The organism is Actinomadura rubrisoli (genome assembly GCF_004349215.1).
Taxonomy (GTDB): Bacteria; Actinomycetota; Actinomycetes; order Streptosporangiales; family Streptosporangiaceae; genus Spirillospora; species Spirillospora rubrisoli.
Genome location: NZ_SMKU01000581.1, coordinates 1 through 3,064, shown reverse-complemented (window position 1 = coordinate 3,064; position 3,064 = coordinate 1). Strand labels below are relative to the sequence as shown.

General features: G+C 74.9%; 3 protein-coding genes and 1 pseudogene. 3 read left to right on the top strand and 1 reads right to left on the bottom strand.

The features are described 5' to 3' along the window. Window positions 1-394, top strand: a pseudogene (locus E1298_RS49055) (hypothetical protein); the annotation flags it as partial. Between the two features lie 116 nt (window positions 395-510). Beyond that, window positions 511-1,401 (top strand): hypothetical protein, encoded by an 891-nt coding sequence (locus E1298_RS45610; RefSeq protein ID WP_131903601.1) that lies wholly within the window; start codon window positions 511-513, stop codon window positions 1,399-1,401. Window positions 1,402-1,459: 58 nt separating this feature from the next. Here the strand turns inward: E1298_RS45610 and E1298_RS49050 are convergent, their stop codons facing one another. After that, window positions 1,460-2,416 (bottom strand): hypothetical protein, encoded by a 957-nt coding sequence (locus E1298_RS49050; RefSeq protein ID WP_165975977.1) that lies wholly within the window; start codon window positions 2,414-2,416, stop codon window positions 1,460-1,462. A 369-nt stretch (window positions 2,417-2,785) separates the two neighbouring features. Here E1298_RS49050 and E1298_RS49980 point away from each other — a divergent pair. After that, window positions 2,786-3,064 (top strand): hypothetical protein (locus E1298_RS49980; RefSeq protein ID WP_207945251.1); only part of this gene is annotated, 279 nt, incomplete at its 3' end.

Below are 3,064 nucleotides of genomic sequence, written 5' to 3'. Positions count from 1 at the left end.
CGCCCATGTCCACCCCGCACCGCCCGGCTACCACGGTCACCGGGGCCACCACGGCCACGGCATAGCGGCGGCCGGGCTGGTCGGCGGCGCGGCGGCGGCGGGCATCGCCGGGGGCATGGCCTTCGGCGCCGTCGGTGACGCCGCCGTCGGCGCGGCCGGGTTCGCGCAGAACGTCGCCGGTTACGCCGTCGGCGGGCCCGTGGACGCCTTCGGCAACGCGGTCGCCGGGTACGCGGGCGGCGTCGCGGGGCATGTCGCCGGGAACGTCGCGGGCAACGTCGTCGCGGACGCGGCCGGCGGGGCGCTCGGGGACGTGGCGGGCGACGTGGCCGGAGAGATCGCCGGAGGCGTCGGCGAGATCCTCGGCGGCCTGCTGGGCGGCCTCTTCGGCTGACCCCGCGGACCGGCCCGGAAAATGCCGGGCCTTTCGGACGAGATCCGCCGCGCCCTCGGCCAACGCGGCCGCGGATGGTTAGGGTCGAGAGCGCAGACCGCCTCCCGAGGAGCCACATGACCACCGTCATCCTGGTCCTGCTCTGCCTTGCGATCGCCGGACGCGAGCTCTACCTGGCCTCCGACAAGCGGCTCCCCCGCGCCCAGGCGGAGCTGAGCGACCTGCGGAACCAGGTGAACGAGCTGTCCAAGCGGCAGGAGGCGCTCAGGGCCGACGTCACCGCCGCGGACACGCCGTCCGGCATCCCGATCCCCCAGCCGCCGTCCGAGGGCGTCTCCGGCCAGATCCTCGACCGGCTGGAGGCCGCGGCCGGGCGGGTGGAGCGGCTGGAGAAGGAGGTCGGCGAGATCGCCGGAGAGCTCGCCGGGCTGGACCTCGAACGCGACGCCCAGCGCGCCCTGGCCCGCTCGCTCGACGCCGTGGAGCACGACGTCGCCGAGCTGCACCGGGAGATGCTCGACCGCCTCGACCGCGAGGAGGGCGTCGTCACCGGGATCCTGCTCAGCGAGGAGGGCGAGGCCGAGGCGCTGCTCGCCGAGGCGTACGAGCGGTGCGCCGCCGAGTACGGGCTGCGCATCCGCATCCGCGACCAGCGGTCCGCGCAGGCGGCCAACGGCGCCTACTGGGGCACGTTGTACTACCTCTCCGGACGGCGCCAAGAGTCGCTCGCCGAGGAGCTGTTCTCCTACGTGCGGGGGCTCTACGACCCGCAGGACCCGTCCGGTGCGAGCGCGCTGCTCACCGAGCTCGCGCACCTGCGCGGCGGCGGCATCGCGCGGTTCGGGTCGTTCACCGCCGTCCGCACGCCGAGCGCGCTCGTCTGCGGCCTGCTTCCGGACGCCGAGGAGCGCCTCGTCCCGTCCGAGCCCTGGGAGCTCGCGGGCTACCTCCGCGAGCTCCCAGAAGAGCTCCAGTGCGACCTGTCCTGGCTCCGGTCCGAAGACTGATCAGGGCTACGAACACTGATCAGGGCTACGAAGACCGATCAGGGTCACAACGGCTGGTTCAGGGCCGGACGAACTGCGGCTCCACCGCGTCCGTCCGGTCCACGCTGAACGCCAGCAGGCACCTGGGTGTGCGCGCGGCGTCGATCTGGAGGCACAGCCCGAGACCGAGATCCGGGTCGACGAAGACCACGCGCCTCAGAGCGCGTAGTGCGCGCCGCGCGCGCGCCTTGGTCTCCGGACGCACCGCCTCGTGCAGCGTCCCCGTGATCACGCGCCCCGCGTACCGCCACAGCGCCGCCGAGTCCAGGACGCGCACGCCCGCCGACGTCAGGTTCGCGACGATCACGACACCGCTGTCGTCGCCCTCGCCCGCCCCGGCGGACGACACCGGCAGCGCGCCCTCCCCCGGCAGGTCGCGGGGCGCGAGCGGCCCGCCCACCGCCCGGTGATAGCGCAGCGGGTCGAGCGTGTCGATGACGAACGCCCCCACATACGGCCGCGACACGCGAGGAGCCCCCGAACGGAGAGGGCGTGACGCGCTCCGCACGTTCAGGTGCGCGCTCAGGTCGAACACCATCCCGGCGTCGTCCAGCCATGCGGGCAGGCCCAGATTCGCCGCTGCCCTACGGTCGAGGCCCTCCATCGTGCGCCAGAGCTCGTCGGTCCGGCGCGACAGGGTCGCCGCCATCCCGAGCCCCGGGAACGCACCCTCCAGCACCGCCAGCGTCGCCCGCCAGGTGGTGCTGCCCACGAACTCGGCGACGAACGCGTCCGCCAGGGCCTTGCGCCGTGCGGGATCGTCCATCGGCCCGGGAAGCGCCGCCGGAGGCTCCGCCGACAGTCCCCGCTCGGGCAGCCGGGGCGCCCACTGCTCCTGCCGCCCACCCGGGGGCGCCACGGACAGCCCCTTACTCGGCAGGAACGGCTCGTCCACCGGGTCGGGGACGGTGGTTCCCGCGTCGGGGACCGCCGCCCCCGGGTCAGGGACCGCCGCCCCCGGGTCGGGGACCGCCACCCCGGGGTCGGGGAGCGAGGCGTCCGGGATCGCTATCCCCGGATCGGGGACCGTGGTTCCCGGATCGTCCGGCCGCTTGTGACGCCCCGGCGTAGGCGGCCGCGAAGGAATCCAGGCGGGCCGCTCCCTCCAGCCACCTTCACCGGACGGCGCCGGCGGTTCAGGTGATGTCGGCTCGTCCGCTGTATATGGCGCCCACGACGACGACGGCTCGTCCGCCGGAGCCGTGCCAAAGGAGGGTGGCTCCCGGGGAGGCGGAACCGCCTGGGGCGAAGGCTCGGTCGAAGGCGGTGGCTCCGGCCAAGAATCCTCTTCTGGCAAGGGCGGCGGCGGCCCCTCCATGGGCTCGGGACGAGAGGTTTGGGGGACGTGCACCCAGTCGGACGTCCCCAGAGGGTCGTCGGCCGCGAAGCCGCTCCCGGAGTCGGCCGGCCCGGCGGGCGGCGAACCAACGGACGGCGGATCGACGGGCAGCGGATCGACGGGCGGCGGATCGACGGGCGGCGGATCGACGGGCGGATCAGCGGGCGGATCAGCGGGCGGATCGACCGGCCGGCCGGGCACGGTTCTGCCCGCCACGTGGACGTCGCCGGGATAGGGACCCGGGCGCGGCCTCGGGGCGGTGTCCTCGGGCTCCGGGGAGAGGGG

Excerpts from the sequence above, each read along its gene's own strand:
- E1298_RS45610 (WP_131903601.1), top strand. The coding sequence starts at position 511 with ATGACCACCGTCATCCTGGTCCTGCTCTGCCTTGCGATCGCCGGACGC.